16 protein-coding genes are annotated in these 15,775 nt (G+C 43.1%); 4 read left to right on the top strand and 12 right to left on the bottom strand.

Annotation, left to right across the window (positions count from 1 at the left end; all coding sequences use genetic code 11):
* Window positions 1–4: 4 nt before the first annotated feature.
* The 6 genes from brxC to GPK60_RS07290 form a co-directional block, all read right to left on the bottom strand.
* Window positions 5–3,559 carry a BREX system P-loop protein BrxC gene (brxC, locus tag GPK60_RS07265; RefSeq protein ID WP_215659170.1) on the bottom strand — a complete coding sequence of 1,185 codons (3,555 nt, stop codon included), beginning with the start codon at window positions 3,557–3,559 and terminating at the stop codon, window positions 5–7.
* 13 nt (window positions 3,560–3,572) lie between these two features.
* The gene (locus GPK60_RS07270) at window positions 3,573–4,133 is read right to left on the bottom strand and encodes a DUF1788 domain-containing protein (protein ID WP_215659171.1); all 561 of its coding nucleotides are present in this window, start codon (window positions 4,131–4,133) and stop codon (window positions 3,573–3,575) included.
* 10 nt (window positions 4,134–4,143) lie between these two features.
* Window positions 4,144–4,749: a DUF1819 family protein gene (locus GPK60_RS07275; protein WP_215659172.1), complete on the bottom strand. Its 606-nt coding sequence runs from the start codon at window positions 4,747–4,749 to the stop codon at window positions 4,144–4,146.
* A gap of 14 nt (window positions 4,750–4,763) precedes the next feature.
* Window positions 4,764–4,982 (bottom strand): helix-turn-helix transcriptional regulator, encoded by a 219-nt coding sequence (locus GPK60_RS07280; RefSeq protein ID WP_215659173.1) that lies wholly within the window; start codon window positions 4,980–4,982, stop codon window positions 4,764–4,766.
* A gap of 189 nt (window positions 4,983–5,171) precedes the next feature.
* On the bottom strand, window positions 5,172–5,720 hold the full coding sequence (gene spoVT / locus GPK60_RS07285; RefSeq protein ID WP_022118073.1) for a stage V sporulation protein T: 549 nt from the start codon (window positions 5,718–5,720) through the stop codon (window positions 5,172–5,174).
* 114 nt (window positions 5,721–5,834) lie between these two features.
* Window positions 5,835–6,125, bottom strand: a complete 291-nt coding sequence (locus GPK60_RS07290; protein WP_022118072.1) for a hypothetical protein — start codon at window positions 6,123–6,125, stop codon at window positions 5,835–5,837.
* A gap of 425 nt (window positions 6,126–6,550) precedes the next feature.
* Between GPK60_RS07290 and GPK60_RS07295 the strand changes: the two genes are divergently transcribed.
* The gene (locus GPK60_RS07295) at window positions 6,551–7,843 is read left to right on the top strand and encodes an MATE family efflux transporter (RefSeq protein WP_215659174.1); all 1,293 of its coding nucleotides are present in this window, start codon (window positions 6,551–6,553) and stop codon (window positions 7,841–7,843) included.
* Window positions 7,844–7,915: 72 nt separating this feature from the next.
* Here GPK60_RS07295 and GPK60_RS07300 read toward each other — a convergent pair whose 3' ends face one another.
* The 5 genes from GPK60_RS07300 to thiS form a co-directional block, all read right to left on the bottom strand.
* Entirely contained in the window at window positions 7,916–8,551 is a 636-nt protein-coding gene (locus GPK60_RS07300; RefSeq protein WP_215659175.1) for a thiamine phosphate synthase, read from the bottom strand.
* A complete protein-coding gene (gene thiH, locus GPK60_RS07305; protein ID WP_346727733.1) occupies window positions 8,544–9,680 on the bottom strand; it encodes a 2-iminoacetate synthase ThiH in 1,137 nt (378 codons plus the stop codon). Before thiH ends, GPK60_RS07300 begins: the two co-directional genes overlap by 8 nt.
* 90 nt (window positions 9,681–9,770) lie before the next feature.
* Window positions 9,771–10,547 (bottom strand): thiazole synthase, encoded by a 777-nt coding sequence (locus tag GPK60_RS07310; protein ID WP_147632901.1) that lies wholly within the window; start codon window positions 10,545–10,547, stop codon window positions 9,771–9,773.
* Window positions 10,548–10,609: 62 nt separating this feature from the next.
* Window positions 10,610–11,251: a sulfur carrier protein ThiS adenylyltransferase ThiF gene (thiF, locus tag GPK60_RS07315; RefSeq protein WP_215659176.1), complete on the bottom strand. Its 642-nt coding sequence runs from the start codon at window positions 11,249–11,251 to the stop codon at window positions 10,610–10,612.
* A gap of 2 nt (window positions 11,252–11,253) precedes the next feature.
* Window positions 11,254–11,451, bottom strand: coding sequence for a sulfur carrier protein ThiS (gene thiS / locus GPK60_RS07320; protein WP_215659177.1), 198 nt, complete (start codon window positions 11,449–11,451; stop codon window positions 11,254–11,256).
* Between the two features lie 524 nt (window positions 11,452–11,975).
* Between thiS and GPK60_RS07325 the strand changes: the two genes are divergently transcribed.
* A complete protein-coding gene (locus tag GPK60_RS07325; RefSeq protein WP_147632904.1) occupies window positions 11,976–12,485 on the top strand; it encodes an HD domain-containing protein in 510 nt (169 codons plus the stop codon).
* A 30-nt stretch (window positions 12,486–12,515) separates the two neighbouring features.
* Window positions 12,516–12,737, top strand: a complete 222-nt coding sequence (locus GPK60_RS07330; RefSeq protein WP_215659178.1) for a hypothetical protein — start codon at window positions 12,516–12,518, stop codon at window positions 12,735–12,737.
* Between the two features lie 71 nt (window positions 12,738–12,808).
* Here GPK60_RS07330 and GPK60_RS07335 read toward each other — a convergent pair whose 3' ends face one another.
* Window positions 12,809–14,107, bottom strand: coding sequence for a chloride channel protein (locus tag GPK60_RS07335; protein ID WP_022118413.1), 1,299 nt, complete (start codon window positions 14,105–14,107; stop codon window positions 12,809–12,811).
* Between the two features lie 237 nt (window positions 14,108–14,344).
* Here GPK60_RS07335 and mutM point away from each other — a divergent pair, with 237 nt between their 5' ends.
* Window positions 14,345–15,169, top strand: coding sequence for a bifunctional DNA-formamidopyrimidine glycosylase/DNA-(apurinic or apyrimidinic site) lyase (gene mutM, locus GPK60_RS07340; protein WP_215659179.1), 825 nt, complete (start codon window positions 14,345–14,347; stop codon window positions 15,167–15,169).
* The last annotated feature ends 606 nt before the right edge of the window (window positions 15,170–15,775 follow it).

Here is a 15,775-nt window from a genome sequence, read left to right on the forward strand (position 1 = left end):
GATTTTAGTTTAACCGAATTTCGTCGCAATTTTTCAACAATTGTTTCAGCTGTGAACGAATTTTTTCTACATAATCATCAATATCCGTATCTGTCTGTAAGGTTTTTGCCTGGAACACAACCTGACGACTGTAAGCACGAACCACCTTTTTCCTGACCGGAGCCGATTTTGATTCTGAAGAAGTCGGCTTCGACTGTACCTGCGGCTTTTGTGTCGGAGGCATAAGAAGCCTTTCGATGTTGCTGACCGTATCATCCTTGTACTGGCACATCGGCAGGAACATGGCATCCAGAAGGGCGAGGCTCTTTAATTCTGCGATTTTCTCTTTGCACTGACTGAAATACCGATCTGATTTTTCAATCAAATGAGATACCTTTATATCACCGTTAGCAACCGTGTGCGTTGCTTCCATACACTGACGAACCGTTTCCAGAACCTCCGCACGTTTTTCTTCCAGCATCTTATCATGGGCAGTACGAACCGTTTCCATCAACGGATTCAGTTCACGAATCCGACTATAATTGAACTTGCTTCCAGTCTGGACCATAGTAATCAAACGAATCGTATTCAGTGCCTTGTGTGCTTCCTCATTTTCCGCAATACGGTCAAGATCGTCACGTAAAGATTTTTCAAACTGTACTGCCTGATCAAATACCGTTACCTGTGTCTTGAAGAAATTCTCAATGCCGTTGCTCATAGCTTCTTTATTATCAAAAAGATCATCTTCTTTTTTCAGTACACGCTCAATCAGTGCAATATTATCTTTCCTCTGGGAAAGAACATCGTCCATCAGATGAATCGCTTCCTGCACCAATATACGATCTGGGTATTTATGTCCTTCATAACGAGCATCCAGAGAAGCATAGTAGTCTCTCTGTTCGCTGAATTTCTCAGTTGCAAAACGAATCAGACCATCCTCATCATCCGGTACATCCATGATGTCAAAATACTCTCGGAGCATTGCTTTTACATCACGCATCATCGTAGCGGAAATAGTTTTTCTCTTGCTTATAGAAGTCTTACCGATTTCACTCTTTTTGCGGAGCATATCCGGCAGTTTCGGATCATCCGGCTGAATGGTATTTCCTGCATACTTAATCGTTACTTTCTGGGAATAAATGAGCTGTGCCGCAACCGCAGCAATATCGATCTCTTTCCAGCCATATGGAATCGCACTGTACTTGCTCTGAACATCAGCCATAGAAGTCGGAAGTTTCTTTGCATCCTGCATTTCCAGATATTCTTCCATAGCAGAGGCAGCGTCACGATTCGGTTCCATACCCGGAAGTGCTGTTACTGTACCTGTCAAAATTGCAATAATATCCGCATCACTGCCTGCATTTTCTGTGATTAAATCAAGTTTGCTATATACATGAGCTACCAGATATTCAAGAGACTGATCAATCTTACTCTTGGCATTTCCGGCTTTGATTTCCAGATGTTCGCCGTCCACATAAAACTGTGCCTTTTCAATGGCATTTTGCAATTCGGTCATGGCACTCAACTCATATTTTCCGGCTTCATCTTGTTGATTTTCAATAATTTTCTGAACAGGCTTTGGAAGCTGGCTTACGTTTCTCTGCTTTACATACTTACGAATCTTCATAGCCAATTCCAACGATTCATAGTAAGGTGTATCTGCCAAAACAACAATTGCTTCATTTCCTTTGGATTCTGTCATCAGGCGGTAATCGGTTTTTTCAATGGCATCTGTTGCCACTGTCAGGAACCGTAAACACATACCTCCAGTTGATACACCCACTGAAATTCCATCTACCATCTTATCAAAGGCAAAATCATATTTTCCATAACGAAATTTACTCGTTTTAAAAATATCACCATAAATCGCCTGAGCGATACGCTCCACGATAGAAGCAGTATCCACATTGGTATCTCTGATTTCCCGCTGAATATCCTGTTCCTCGTCGGTCAGGAAGTTATAAATATCTCCGGTTCTGCCAATATAGTTCTGGCTCATCAGACGGTCAAGACATCCACGGACAGCTTCACGCATGATAATCTTATCTACACGAATATCGTCTGCCATGAGGATAACGATATTGTCCAGATTGGAAGGAATATCATCAATATATCGAATCAGGTACAGAAGTTTCAGTACATCTACATCCTGCTGTTCGATGCCATCGCCATTATCGGCAGCTTTCTGGCAACGCTCAATTACTCGGCGGATAGAACCGTCCAGGAAAGTATGTACGGTATCATAAAAACGGAAGAACGGGACAAGTGCGTATTCATCCTTCTCCTGAATTTTCTGTGCAGCTTCCTGGAAGCCTGACAGCATAGAACGCTCACCACCAGACAGATGCTTGCCGGAATTTCCATGCTTGCGGATCTCGGCAAATACCTTCTGCATGATGATGAACTGATATGGCACGAACGGGAAGTTCTCTGTAAATTCCCTCGAACCGGAATAACCTTTAATATCCAAAATGGAGCCGCTGAAGCTGAACAAATTACGCAGAACAGAATCATTCTGCTCATAAACACCTTCCAGGTCTTTCGCTGCTTCTGGTTTCTTTTTCAGAATACGCTTCTGTATAACTTCATCCACAGAAGAGGAAGATAAGCTCAATCTTGTTTTGAAACGAGCCTGAATACGCGAGAACTCATCTGCACGAACTTTGATGATTTCATCAATCGCTTCCTGCCCTGTACAAATCACCCAAATCTTACCTTCGCATTCACTTCCGATTTTTTCAGTCAGAGACTGGAGATTCAAAAGCATATCGGTATCCGTGCCTACATACTGACCAACCTCATCAATCATAAACAGCAGACGAAAGTTGGCAGGCTTGGTATCCACATAGGCTTTCATATCTTCTACAAGCTGTGCAATAGAAATTTCCGTTGCAGTCTTGTCATTGAACCATGCTCTGGCATCATCCTCGCTCATATCCAGAACTTCCATCAACGTCGGGATAATGAACTTGCCATTGAACGCAAAAGCACGCCGCATTTCCAGCCAGGACTTGCCTTTCCTTTCTTCAAAAACTCTGCGGAACTCCTCGGTCTTACCCTGCTGTTCAATATAACGCTCCATCATCGCGACTTTCAGATTTTCACCGTAAAATCCCAGATGGTTATAGAACATTTTTGCAAAAACACGAAGAACCGCCGTCTTATCTTTATTGCTGAATCCTTCAATATCAATATTAAAAAGAATGGTCTCTGTCGGTCCTTTTGTAGCACGGTCAATCAACATAAAGGTTGCCGGATCGTCCTCAAATTTTTTACGGAAACGCTCTACGCTGCGTATGCCTTTTATCTCTTTATTTTTCAGAAGATAAGAAAGCATTTTCAGGAAATGAGATTTACCACTTCCAAAGAAACCGGAAATCCAAACGCCCATATCGGCGGTAGGTTGGTCAAAAGCATCCCCATAATAGTTGAAGAAAGTGATAAAGTGTTTCTTCAATTCTCTGGTGATGACATATTCATTTAATTCCTGCTCTATCACATCGTCAGCAGCCTGGTCAACTTTAATTACACCATTGATTTTGCGATTGATATCATCCGCAAACATATCTCGAATCATCATGGCTTTATCCCCCTTAATCTATGACATTGAATGCCCGGTAATAATCATTTGGTGTGAGACGACTGAACAGTTTTACACGACGGCCATCAAACTCGCCCGGATACATCACCAAAATCGGAACCTCCGAAAAGTATGGTTGCAAGGCTTCCAGTAAAGTATGGATTCTCATAAATGGAAATACTTCGCCCACACCTGTCAGCATCAGCACATCGCCTTGTTTATGTGGCTCATACTGGATTTTATCAATGAACTCTCCATTACCGATTGCAGAGTTAAGCTGCTCCAAAAGATATGCACTTCCGTCAGCTTCTTCCATATCGGAAATCGCATCTGTAATATCCATATCATCGCAAATAGAGAGAAATGTTTTATATAAATTACAAACTATCAAATGGCAATCTAAAGACTGATCGGTTTCCAGCTGATTCACAAAATGGCGGACAACCATTTCATTCTCCGGTTCATAACAAAATATTCTGATATTCACCTCATTGCTGAGTCCCTTGCCTTCCAGAAACTCCGATTCCTGGATCAATGCCCGAACCTTGTCCAGGCGTTCTTTTATGTCACTCATTGGCTACCTCCTAAGAAAAGCAATTAAACGCTGGCAGTATCGCCGTGTCGCCATTGCTTCTGATGGCATTCTCCAAAACAGGATGCAGCCATACTGGATTCAAATGATCTGCCTTGAGGTTGTCGAGATATTCTGTTTCAACAAGAACTCTGGCAATAATCTGCTTTAACTTTGTTATTGTAGTATCGCTCCAGGAAGCTACTGTATCATTCTGTTCCTGCAAACGCATAAAAAATGTATTCAAGTCTATCTTACCAAAAGACATGTCCCTTAAGCGATATTTCTCGCCAATAACTGTCAGCATAAATTCCCAGACCAGTCGGCTCTGTTTCATTAACGCATACAGACAAATTTGTTTTGCTACATCTGTTGGCTGTGACGCAATCGCAGAAACCAGCGAATCATCTTCCAATGCATGAAGCCGTTTAATACAGGCTTTTGCCATTCGTGTAATGGATTTTTCCGTTGGATACTGAAAAAGATTCTGCTCTACAATTTCTTTTACAATAGCATCATCATAAATTCCTTCTGTCATCAGCTTTGCAGTAGCACGCATTTCATAGAAAAGAAACGGTTCTCTGGTCAAAGACGCATTATAAGAATACGAATAATCCATATTACCGTACCTCCTTACTGTTCCTCTTTTTTATCAGGAACAAATTCCATGATGTCTCCAACATCACAATTTAACACAGTACAGATCTTCTCTATTACATCCATGCTGACATTTTCATCTTTGGACAGCTTTGACATTGTTGTCGAGCTGAATCCGGTCTGCAACCGTAAGTCTTTCTTTATCATGTCTTTATCAATCAGCATTTTCCATAGCTTTTTGTAGCACACTGCCATATCGTCACCTCTTACAATCTCTTCTGTCTAAAGTTCAGTATTTATATTACTTTCTCTATCATAGCATAAAAGTATGAGTAGTACAATCAGGATACCAATTTTTCAGATTTTTGCTTTATAAACTCAAACTTCTAATTTGTTTCTCGTCTCCATAACAAAAGACACAGGATTTTTCCTGTGCCTTCGCTTTTACTGTTCCATTTGTCTTCCCATAAATCCTGCTGCACATTTTGCAAGTGCATTTTCGGTTTCGCCCATTTTGACGCTTCGGTCTTTTCCGGAGAGGATCACGGAACCGATCGCATCGCCGCCGCACAGGATCGGTGTGATCACCTGCGGTACATCCGGTTTGCTTTCCCCATTGGTGAGTTCTACATGACGCTCCGGCGTTTTCCCGGCGAGAATGGATTCTCTTTCGTTAATCATATTTTCAAGCACATCGCTGATCGTTTTGCCGATATATTCTTTTTTCATGCCGCCTGCTGCCGCTACGATCTGATCGCGGTCCGTGATGCATACGCCGTGTCCGCTCGTCTGTGCAAGTGATTCTGCAAATTCTGCGGCAAATTTTCCAAGTTCTCCGACCTGAGAATATTTTTTTAAAATTACTTCTCCTTCGCGGTCTGTGAAAATCTCCAGTGGATCTCCTTCTTTGATTCTCAATGTTCTGCGGATTTCTTTTGGAATGACAATTCTTCCCAGATCATCAATACGCCGAACAATTCCTGTAGCTTTCATTTATCTGTTTCCTCCTGTATTCCTCATGCTTTTCCATATTTTGCACTGTATGGATAGTATGTGAAAACATGAGGGAATTATGCGTGAAAATTAACTCTTGCTTTTATATCTTTTTCAGCCCTGCTGACCGTTTGCCTGGCGGATCATATCTTCTACGACAATGTCAAAGATTTCTCCCACAGAGTTGCAGTACTCTAAAATTTTCCATGGCTCATTTGTATGGAAATGGATTTTTACCAGATCTTCATCTCCGGCTGCGATCAGGCTGTTTCCTTCGAAATGTTCGGTGATGTAATCTGAAATTTCATCCTCATCCAGATCTTCGTCTCTTCTTTCGATCAGCAGCTGTGTGTCATAGCGGTATGCAAACTGATCATCTTCTGCATCAATTGAATGAATTGCCATTTTCTTATCCTCCTGTATGTTGAAATTGAAACAGTAAATGATTCGTAACTGTTCTTATATCCGGCAACAAATACTTTGATTTGTGCCGGGAAATTGCTGTAGTTCTATTTTATCGAATATTGTCTCTTTTATAAAGGGTTATTTTCTAATTTTCGAAAATCATTTGTATCTGCCTTGTTGCCTCATAATCGTTCATTTCCAACATTTGCATGTCTGCTAATATGACTTTTCAATCCTCTGGCTTTACTTTGCCAAAAGCCTTACACAATAGATTGACTTTGTGGAACTGAACCGTTAGAATATTTTAAAAAAGAAAGGCAATAGCATGATGTTTCTTCATAACAGAAGATATATTCCTATTTTAGATCCTTAGTGCAGTATAGAAATCAATCATATGCAAAACTATGAAAAAGGAATCTAAAATTATGTTCAGAAAATTTTTTAAATATGTGACTCAGAGTATGGCCGGAATGATCGGTATATCGATCTATATTCTGGCAGATACTTTTTTTATTTCGCTGCATTCCGGTGCGAATGGTCTGACGGTTCTGAATCTGATCCTGCCGATTTACGGCGTGCTGTATGCAATCGGGGCAATGATCGGAATCGGTTCTGCGACAAGATACTGCATCATAAAATCAAAAGGTAAAAATGCGGACTGCTATTTCGGACAGTCTCTGATGTGGAGTATTCTATTCAGCATTCCGTTTGTACTGTGTGGAATTTTATTTCCGGCAAATATCCTGAAAATACTCGGTGCAGATGCAAGTCTTGTGAAACTTGGAACGGTTTATCTTCGAATCGTTCTGCTCGGATCGCCGTTTTTTATGTCAAACCATACGTTCACGGCATTTACCAGAAACGATGACGCACCGTCAAGGGCCATGCTGGCATCGATTATCGGAAGCCTGTTTAACATTGTGTTTGACTATATTTTCATGTTTCCGATGAACATGGGGCTGGCAGGTGCCGCTCTTGCCACTGCCCTCTCTCCGGTAGTTACCATGAGTGTATGCAGCACACACCTTTTCGGTAAAAAAAGCCAGGTAGCAATGCATCTTTCTGTGCCGTCTTTCCGGCATCTGCTCTCCTGCTGCCAGCTTGGTATTTCTGCGTTTGTCGGAGAAATTTCTTCAGCTGTGATCACAACTGTTTTCAATATGCTGCTGTTAAACCTTGCCGGAAATATCGGCGTGGCAGCCTACGGTGTGGTAGCTAATTATTCAATCGTTGCGGTATCTGTTTTTAATGGGCTCGCCCAGGGAACACAACCGCTTTTCAGTGAAAGTTACGGTGCCGGAAACAGCAAAGATGTCCATAAAATCCTACGCTACGGCATCCTGACCTGCCTGATTGTAGAGGCACTGGTCGTGATCTGTGCATGGGGCATGACCGATACGCTGATCGCCATTTTTAACAGTGAACAGAATCTTCAGCTTATCACGTATGCTCAGAGTGGAATGAGACTGTATTTTCTCGGATTTCTGCTCGCCGGGATCAACATTTTGCTGGTGTCTTATTTTTCAGCGGTTGATGACAGCCTGCCGGCAATCGTCGGATCTGTTATGCGAGGAGCCGTTGCGATCACCATCTGTGCGATCCTTCTTTCCAGGTGGTTCGGCATCGACGGCGTGTGGATATCTTTTCTTGCATCTGAAATACTGACGTTTGTGACAATCCTGGCCTTATATAAGTTTCTGCCGTACACAAAAAAATGACACCTTGCACCTTCCGGTCAGCGATGAAGAATACAGCAAATGCTTCAACCTACAATGAAAAATTGCAGATTATTATGCTTTCATCATCCCTGACATAATGCAGCCTCCGGCTGCACCACACTCTTTCAGGCTCATCCACTGAGTCTCATCAAATTTAATCCCACCGATGGCATACACCGGAAGATCGACTGCAGCACAGACCTGACGTAAAAAATCAAGTCCCCGTGGCTGCAGTCCTTTTTTGCAGTCCGTCGCATAAATATGCCCTGCCGTCACGTAGGACGCACCAAGTTCCTGTGCTTCCTGTGCCTGCTCCGTAGAATGGACGGATGTGCCGATTTTCCGGATAATCTCTCTCTGGCTCTCCGGTATACTCAAATTCTGAGACTCCCGGTATTTTTGATTTTTCTGATTTTGTTTTTCCAGAACAAACTGACGCAGAATCGGAAGCGGCAGATGTACGGTATCACATTTCAGTTTTTCTGCGACTTTCCAGAATGTATGCAAAATACATGGAACCTGGTATTCTGCACAGATTGCCATCACTTTCTTCGCCAGTTCTTCATATTCTTTTTCTGAGAGATCTTTTTCCCGCAGGATCAACGCATCCGGATGCATTTCACAGACTCTGCGGATCTGTTCCAGAAAAGGACGCTCTGTCAGGCTGCGGTTTGTAACTGCCACAACCTGACCATATTCCCTATACATAGATATAATCCGACATCACCGGCTGAAGATCATGTGCTAATAATGCATCGTAAACTTCTTCGACCGATCTGCCGTCGGAAATTTCGAATTGATCGTCCCCTTTGTCCTCGATATCTTCCACGTGGCTGCCGATTCCGGTACTGACGCCCGCTGAAATCTTGGTTGCTGCGATTCCGACCAGATTGTCACGGACTCTCGCACATTCTCTTGTCGATACGGTGATGCTCGCAAACGGCATAAACAGACGATAGGCACAGACTACCTGCAGAAGCTGCCGTTCATGGACATCCATCGGATTGATGCGGTCGTTGTTGATGATCGGGCGAAGCCGCGGACAGGAAAATGCAATTTCTGCATGCGGATATTTTCTCTGTAAAAGCCATGCATGATAACCGGTCGCAAATGCATCTTTGCGGAAATCATCCAGACCTAACAGTGCTCCGAATCCAACGCCTCGCATGCCGCCCATCAATGCACGCTCCTGAGCATTGACACGGTACGGATAAATGCGTTTGTGTCCTGCCAGATGCAGCGTCTCGTATTTATCGGAATTGTACGTTTCCTGAAATACTGTTACATAATCTGCTCCACATTCGTGAAGATAAGCGTATTCATCAGAATTGACCGGATAAATCTCAAGACCGATCACCTTGAAATATTTCTGTGCGATCTTGCAGGCTTCTCCGATATATTCCACGGTAGATTTGCTGCGGCTCTCGCCGGTCAGGATCAGAATTTCCTGCAGACCGGTCTTTGCGATCGCTGCCATTTCTTTTTCGATTTCTTCTGCATTTAACTGTGCACGGTTGATCTTATTGTGGCAGTTGAATCCACAATAAATACAATAATTCTCACAGTAGTTTGCAATGTAGATCGGAGTGAACATATAGACGCTGTTTCCGAAATGCTTTCTCGTCTCCACCTGGGCTGCCTGGGCAATCTCCTCAAGAAGCGGCAAAGCTGCCGGTGATAAAAGTGCCCTGAAATCCTCCGGAGTACGCTCACTGTGTGCCAGTGCTCTTCTTACATCCGCTTCGTTATATTTATCATAATCATAAGCTTCCATTTCGCTGACTACTTTATCCAGGACTTCGGAACCGATATCTTCCATGCCTTTCAGGTATTTCATATGGTCGATGCGGTTTTTTTTCTGGTCTTCCAGAATTTCAGCACTTAAAATACTTTCATTTACATGCGTGTTTTCCATGGTGGCTGCCTCCTAATCCTGCAGAAATCCGGTCAGCGGAGAAGATGCACTTGCACCACGTTCGATCGTTCTGCCAAGCCCGGAAAGGTATGCACTTCTTCCGGCTTCGATTGCCTTTTTAAATGCTTCTGCCATCGCCGGAACATCGCCTGCGGTTGCGATCGCCGTGTTTGCCATTACCGCAGCTGCTCCCATCTCCATCGCTTCACATGCCTGGGACGGTCTTCCGATACCGGCATCTACAATGATCGGGAGCTCCATCTCGTCAATCAGAATCTGGATAAATTCTTTTGTGCAAAGTCCTTTATTGGAACCGATCGGTGCACCAAGCGGCATAATGCAGGCTGCACCGGCATCTGCAAGTGCTCTTGCTGCGTTCAGATCCGGATACATGTACGGCATGACAACAAATCCTTCTTTTGCCAGAATCTCGGTCGCTTTGATCGTCTCATAATTGTCCGGAAGCAGATATTTTGAATCATGTACCACTTCAACTTTCACGAAATCGCCGCATCCGAGTTCTCTTGACAGTCTTGCGATGCGGACCGCTTCCTTTGCATTTCTTGCCCCGGAAGTATTCGGAAGCAGTGTGACATCATCCGGAATATAATCCAGAATATTGGCCAGACCGCCTTCGTTTGCACGGCGCAGAGCCAGTGTGATGATCTGGGCATCTGCTTTTTCAATACAGGCTTTTACAAGATCCAGTGAAAATTTTCCGGATCCTAAAATAAAACGGGAAGTAAACTCGTGTCCTCCCAGAATAAATTTATCGTCTTTTGTGTTCATGATTTTTCCTTTCTTTACATAACATTAACGCCCTCGTATGGCATCTTTTTCTTTTAACATTGTCAGATTTCTTCTTCGCCTAATATCAGACGTGTTATCATATTTGCTTCGTGTGCCGCACAGATTGCCACACGCGGTGCCATCAGACCATTTCCGTACTCCGGCTCTGTCACACCGTCTCCGCACAGATAAAAGTTTTTCATCAGACGTTTCGTACGGATCGTGTTGCTGCTGCCATAACCTGCCATTCCGGTTGCCGATACCAGCTTTTTTTCCGGGAAATGTTCCAGCACACCATTGACCAGCATCGCTTTTGCTTCCGGCCGATCGAACGCTTCGCAGATGATCGGATCGTCCCCCAGCAAATCCACAATATTTTCTTCTGTCACTTTTACACAGTCCGTCTGGATATCCAGATACGGATTAATCTTCAGAAGCAGTGATTTCAGGGCATCCGTTTTGTACATTCCCAGATGCTCCATAAAATATTGCTGACGGTTCAGGTTTGTGATATCCACGACATCAAAATCAATCAGATGCAGATGTCCGACACCGATTCTTGCAAGTGCATATGCTACATTGGAACCAAGCCCGCCAAGTCCGGCAATCGCCACACGCCCCTCTGACAGCAATGCCTGTTTTTCCGGAGAATGGCGTTCGTTGAGTGCCGCCATGATTTCTTCTTTTTTCAGTTTCTCGTTCATTTTCAGCCCCCTCCAACAAAGGTAACGATCTCCATGCTATCGCCGTCTTTTAATCTCATTTCCGAATAAAGATATTTCGGAAGAATCTCTTCGTTTAATTCCACAACGATGCGGTTTGTCTGGTAGTTGTTCTGCTCCAGATATTCTGCGACTGTGAGGTCTGTGGAAAGAGTTGTCTGTGTTCCGTTTATTGTGATCATAGGATGCCTCCTTTCAAGAATTTTCTAAAACATTTTCAGATATCTTCGAATATTTTTGAACATTTTTGAAATGTGCAAATGAACGAATTCCCCGAAGGGCACGTAAAAGTGCCTTCTTGAGAATTGTTCATTTTGCACATTGCCAAAGTTTTCTAAATTGCCAGAATACAACGCTAAAACATGATTTACGATTTTTATCAGATGATTAGCAATCATTAAATACACTCGTTCAAGCATGCTGCCTTTTCTCATCGCTATAACAAAAAAGAGTTCACAAAGAAATACACCCGCGGTGGTGTACCCCTTCATGAACTCCTGTTCACTCTCATTTATGTTATATTCTGTTTTCTGACCGATATAACTATAGCAAATTGAGAATCAAATGTCAAATTTTGTTGTTTCATTTTTTGATTTGTTTCATCTGCTTTATTGAGAATCTGTGATTTTTGTGCTATAACAATTTTATGATGCCAGGTTCAAAAGACCTTTTGACCACAACATCTTTTCATACGGAGGTGAGCACTGTGACGGTACTGGAAACTGCAAAAAAGATGATCGACTATTCTCACGGAAATCTTCATGACATCAATCACTTCATGAAAGTTTACGCTTATGCAAAGATGATTGCAGACGGAGAACAGCTCGATCCGGACACTCAGAAACTGGTTGAAATGACAGCTCTGGTTCACGATATTGCCTGCCCGCTCTGTCGGGTAAAATATGGAAATACGAACGGCAAAAATCAGGAAAAGGAAAGTGCTGCTTTGATTGCAGAATTTTTTAAAGATTCAAATCTGCCGCAGGATTTTACAGATCGAATCTCTTTTCTCGTAAGTCATCATCATACGCTCGATCAGATTGATGGCATCGACTATCAGATCATCATTGAAGCAGACTATCTGGTCAATGCAGACGAAAGCCATTTTTCCGGACATAATATCAAAAATATGTACGATAAGATATTTAAAACAGAAACCGGAAAATTTTTGCTCCGTTCTATGTATCAGAACTGTCTGGAGAATGAAACATTATAATTTTCAGAGTACAGAAATGGGGGATTCAACATGAAAGAATATGAAATTATCATCGAAACGATCAATCCTTGCGGCGGAAGCAAACATGCTCAAAACGAAATTATCGAAGCAGAGGCAGAAAGCCCGGAAGCTTATGTCAAAGAGCATGGAATTTTCCCGGTAATGGATGTATCCAAAAATACTTCCGGGGATGTTATTATAACAACCGGCGATTCCAAGGGATATATTGTTCGCTATACTTTTACAGAATAATCTTATTTTTATAAAAAGCTGGTACTTTACAATAATAATGCTTCGTTAAAGTGCCAGCTTTTTTATACCTCTTACATCTTCGTATGATGGTTCACATATTTTGCTTTGTATTTTGAATACACAATCGTCTGATCTTTATACAGTCCATAATATCCGGATGCTGCATAACTGATCGATACTGCAATCAGATAGTATGAAACCCCTTCAAATCCAAACAGCTCGAATGCAATCAGAATGGATGTCAGCGGGCAGTTTGTCACGCCACAGAACAGTGCTACCATTCCGCTTGCCGCACAGATGGATGGGGAAAGTCCCAGGATATGTCCAAGGACACAGCCAAAAGTGGCTCCGATACAGAACGACGGCACGATTTCTCCGCCACGGAATCCGGCACGCATGGTCAGTACGGTAAGTACCAGTTTCCAGAAGAAATCCAGTGTTCTGACATTTCCGTGTTCAATCGCCTGTGCGATCAGTCCGGTACCGGCTCCCATGTAGTCGGTGGTTCCGAGAAGCTTTGTGATCACGATAATTGCAACGCTGGCAACAACAACGCGGACATAGACGTTTTTCAGATATTTCGCATAAAAAGCGGAAATCCCGTTCAGTGCCATGCAGAACAAAATACTGAGTCCGGCACAGCAAAGTGCCACGATACCCATTTTGATTCCGCTTTCGATCGTAAGTGCCGGAATACTCGTCACATGAAAGGCCTCCGGGTTGATGCCCATGGATGCTGCAAATCCAGACGCGATCAGAGATGCAATAATACAAGGAACCAGTGCGGTATAATACATAACACCAACACTGACTACCTCCATCGCAAAGACGGCTGCTGCCATCGGTGTTCCAAACAATGCTGCAAAAGCGGCACTCATACCGCACATTACCATAACGTGACGGTCTTCTTCATCCAGTGGCAGCATACGTCCAAGCTGATTTCCGATACTGCCGCCAAGCTGGATCACTGCACCTTCTCGTCCGGCTGATCCGCCAGTCAGATGTGTAAGGGCAGTTGATATAAAAATAAGCGGTGCCGATTTGAGCGGTACATCATCTTTGGAACGGATCGTCATAAACACCTGATTCGGACCTCCGTCATCTTTTCCGAATTTCTGATACAAAAATACGATGATCAGACCGGACACCGGAAGCAGATAAAAGATCCATAAGTGCTCTTCCCGGACATTGGTCACGGTTTTCAAAACATAGGAAAACAAACTGCTCGCAGCACCGACAATACAGCCGGTCACAACTGCAAGGATCAGCCATTTTCCAAGGCTTGACATATCACGCCAGATCCGGTTTCCGTAATACTTTGCTTTTTCCTGCATGGTATTTTGCAGGAGATTTTCTTGTTTTTCTTCCACCTTTTTTCTCTCCTTTGAAATTTTTCATGCTTTTTGCATGAATCATTTTCATTCTATACCTTAAGTAAATTCCTGTCAATTTGCGGAACAATCAAGTGCTGGGCAATATTGCAAGTGAGTGTGTTATTCGTATTTGGTATGTCGATGTCATTCTCTTTATTTTTATAATGGTAAGTTCAAAGGAAAAGCAGTATAATAATTTAAATAAAAAATCAGAAGATAGAGAGGACATCTGACATGCCGGAATTACCAGAAGTAGAAACGATACGCCGTGTTCTGGAGCCACAGCTTCAAAACCGCACCATTGAAAAAGTTACTGTAAATCACAAAGATGCAGTCGCTTACCCTTCCGTGGATGATTTTTGCCTCGGACTGACCGGACAGATGGTTTCACATATACAACGCCGCGGAAAATTTCTGATCATCTGTATGAAAAGCGGTGACCGTGTGATCCTGCATCTTCGTATGACCGGAGGCCTTCTGTTCACACCAAAAAACTACCTGGAAGAAAAGTACACACACCTGATCTTTCACTTTGATCAGGGACAGAAACTGCTCTTTTCTGACATGCGGCGATTTGGTCGTTTCTGGTTTCTGAAAAAGGAGGAAAAAGATACGTTCAGCGGAATTGCCAAGCTTGGAATCGAACCATTTGATCCCAAACTTTCCGCAGACTATTTAAAGACATATCTGGGCACACGAAAAAAAGCGATCAAGACCTGCCTGCTCGATCAGAGCATCATCGCCGGAATTGGAAATATCTATTCGGATGAAATTTTATTTGCTGCGAAAATTCTTCCGTCCCGCCCGGCAAACAGCTTAACAGACAAAGAATGGAAATGCCTTGCTGTTACGATCCCGGAACGCCTGGAATATTTTATTGAGAAAAATGCGATTTCTGCGGAAGATTATCTGGAGACAAAAGGGAAAGATTATCGAAATACACCGTTTCTTAGAATTTACGGACACAGCGGAGAACCATGCCCGGTTTGCGGCAGCACCCTTTGCCGCACCACGATCGGCGGCAGAAGCAGTGTGTACTGTGAGAGATGTCAACAATAAAAAGTTGTGGCGGAGATTTTCTTAATGTGCAAATGAACGCCATAAAAATGGTTTTGTAAAAATAGTACGCCATGATGATTCGAAAACAATCTCCTGACACGCATCGTTTCCTGTTCGGTTCGCTCGCCTGTTAGCCGCCCTTCCGCCTAAACTCGCCTCTTCGAGGCTCAGACAGCGGCTCTTTGGGGCGGCAACATCGCAAACCTCACGACGGAAGCCTCGCTACCGTCAGAGCGATTTGTTTTCGGATTCATCATGGCTGTATTATTTTACGCACTATTTTTTAAGATACCGTTCGTTTGCACATTGCCAAAAGCTCCTGGCCTGACGGGGGTCGCTTAAGCGGAACAGCCTTTCAAGCCAAAAGGCAGAACATGAAAAAACAGTATCCACTCTTTTTACTATCTTGATGCGGAACGTTTTGATTCTAAAAATTTTCTGCGTGCACCAGCGTGGCAAAAGGCTGTTTCCTGCCAGCGTGTAAAATATGATATGAAGTGTTTTTAAAAACTATGGCCGTTCAAAAACGTACAGCAATGTGCAAAATGAACAATTCCCAAGAAGGCACTTTTACGTGCCCTTCGGGGAATTTGTTCATTTTACACC

It is taken from the genome of Ruminococcus sp. MCC718 (assembly GCF_018783905.1).
Taxonomy (GTDB): domain Bacteria; phylum Bacillota; class Clostridia; order Lachnospirales; family Lachnospiraceae; genus Hominisplanchenecus; species Hominisplanchenecus faecis.

Bases quoted from the DNA above. Each gene is read 5' to 3' on its own strand.
- brxC (WP_215659170.1), bottom strand. From the start codon at position 3,559: ATGATGATTCGAGATATGTTTGCGGATGATATCAATCGCAAAATCAAT.
- GPK60_RS07270 (WP_215659171.1), bottom strand. From the start codon at position 4,133: ATGAGTGACATAAAAGAACGCCTGGACAAGGTTCGGGCATTGATCCAG.
- GPK60_RS07275 (WP_215659172.1), bottom strand. From the start codon at position 4,749: ATGGATTATTCGTATTCTTATAATGCGTCTTTGACCAGAGAACCGTTT.
- GPK60_RS07280 (WP_215659173.1), bottom strand. From the start codon at position 4,982: ATGGCAGTGTGCTACAAAAAGCTATGGAAAATGCTGATTGATAAAGAC.
- spoVT (WP_022118073.1), bottom strand. From the start codon at position 5,720: ATGAAAGCTACAGGAATTGTTCGGCGTATTGATGATCTGGGAAGAATT.
- GPK60_RS07290 (WP_022118072.1), bottom strand. From the start codon at position 6,125: ATGGCAATTCATTCAATTGATGCAGAAGATGATCAGTTTGCATACCGC.
- GPK60_RS07295 (WP_215659174.1), top strand. From the start codon at position 6,551: ATGTTCAGAAAATTTTTTAAATATGTGACTCAGAGTATGGCCGGAATG.
- GPK60_RS07300 (WP_215659175.1), bottom strand. From the start codon at position 8,551: ATGTATAGGGAATATGGTCAGGTTGTGGCAGTTACAAACCGCAGCCTG.
- thiH (WP_346727733.1), bottom strand. From the start codon at position 9,680: ATGAAATACCTGAAAGGCATGGAAGATATCGGTTCCGAAGTCCTGGAT.
- GPK60_RS07310 (WP_147632901.1), bottom strand. From the start codon at position 10,547: ATGAACACAAAAGACGATAAATTTATTCTGGGAGGACACGAGTTTACT.
- thiF (WP_215659176.1), bottom strand. From the start codon at position 11,251: ATGAACGAGAAACTGAAAAAAGAAGAAATCATGGCGGCACTCAACGAA.
- thiS (WP_215659177.1), bottom strand. From the start codon at position 11,451: ATGATCACAATAAACGGAACACAGACAACTCTTTCCACAGACCTCACA.
- GPK60_RS07330 (WP_215659178.1), top strand. From the start codon at position 12,516: ATGAAAGAATATGAAATTATCATCGAAACGATCAATCCTTGCGGCGGA.
- mutM (WP_215659179.1), top strand. From the start codon at position 14,345: ATGCCGGAATTACCAGAAGTAGAAACGATACGCCGTGTTCTGGAGCCA.